Origin of the sequence: Allohoeflea poritis, from assembly GCF_027889715.1 — a bacterium.
Lineage (GTDB): Bacteria > Pseudomonadota > Alphaproteobacteria > Rhizobiales > Rhizobiaceae > Hoeflea_A > Hoeflea_A poritis.
The window spans coordinates 1-1,300 of record NZ_JAPJZH010000052.1 but is presented as its reverse complement, the minus strand read 5'-3'; the positions used below and the strand labels follow the sequence as shown (position 1 = coordinate 1,300).

Below are 1,300 nucleotides of genomic sequence, written 5' to 3'. Positions count from 1 at the left end.
TGTCCGACCCGGAGACATAGGTAACGGTTTGTACCGGAGACATGGGTTACAACCTCGTGCCGAACGGGTTGTCGATTGTTTGCAGTGTTCTTTGCTCCAGGTCGATATATCCCAGATCATAGCTCATGAAGCTGATGAGCCAAATTCCATCGTCGACTTCCTTGATGCCGAGCCTTTGACCGGCGAGCACCTGCGATATGTTGATCTTCTTTCTGTGCATGCAGATGCGTCCGCATGCGGTGACGAGAATGTCCCTGTCGTGGAAGGGGTATTGCACGTCGGGCAACCCTTCATAGGGGCGTGGTGACGGGGCATAGACCTCATTCGGACACTTCATATCGAGCGCTTCGTGGGGCCGCTCATTGTTGAATTCGCTGATGAAGGCATCGAAGCGGTCCTGCTGCTGCAGGGCGTTCATGCCCGGTGGTCGGGTCGCTTCCTTCTTCAGGGTCAGATGCATGCGCTCATGGCGGCCGTTCTGCTGTGGATGGCCAGGTTTGATCCGCTCTATGGCAACGCCCAGGCGCAGCCACCACACGGACAGCTTCGACAGATTGTAAAGCCCGTTGGGAGAAGCAAAGGGCAGACCGTTGTCTGTTCGTATGGCCGACGGCAGGCCGCGTTCGCGAAACAGGTTGAGAAAGGCCTCGATCACCGGCTTTTCCTTCGTGCTGTCAAAGGCCTCGCACATCAGAAGATAGCGCGAGGCATGGTCGCTCACCGTCAGGGGGTAACAGTATTGCCGGTTGCCCAGCTTGAATTCGCCCTTGAAATCGGCACACCACAGATCGTTGGGATGCAGGCCCGCCGACAAAGGCGTTCCTTCAGTCTTGTTGCCGCGCCGCCGCTTGCGGGCGCGTTTGACAAGGCCGTGCCGGTCAAGAACCGCATGCACTGTGCTTTGGGCGGGAATGCGCACATCGCCGGCCAGCTTCCTGACCAGAACCTCGCGGATTTTCCTGGCGCCCCAATGTGGCCTGTCCTTCTTCGTCGAAACGATCAGCCGCTCGATTTGCTGCGGCAGCTGGTTGGCATAACGCACCGGACGGCGTGAGCGGTCGCACAGCGCCTCTATCCCTTCCTGCCGGTACCGGTTGTGGATTTTATAACCGGTCTTGCGCGAGATCCCGAACTCGCGGCAAACCGAGCTCATACTTTCCCCATCCAAAAGACGGGCGATGAAGCGAAGACGTTCTTCCATAACGGACACCTCTTTCCACGGCATCGACACCTCACGCAAAAGCGAAAAGTGTTACCTATGTGTCCGGTACGTTTTGTTACCTATCTCTCAGGCCGGGCA

Annotated in this window: 1 protein-coding gene; it reads right to left on the bottom strand. The window is 57.5% G+C overall.

The annotated features are described in order from the left end of the window. Positions 1-46 precede the first annotated feature (46 nt). Complete coding sequence (locus OOZ53_RS26475) at positions 47-1,225, bottom strand: IS481 family transposase (RefSeq protein WP_271092804.1); 1,179 nt, start codon at positions 1,223-1,225, stop codon at positions 47-49. Positions 1,226-1,300: the final 75 nt, after the last annotated feature.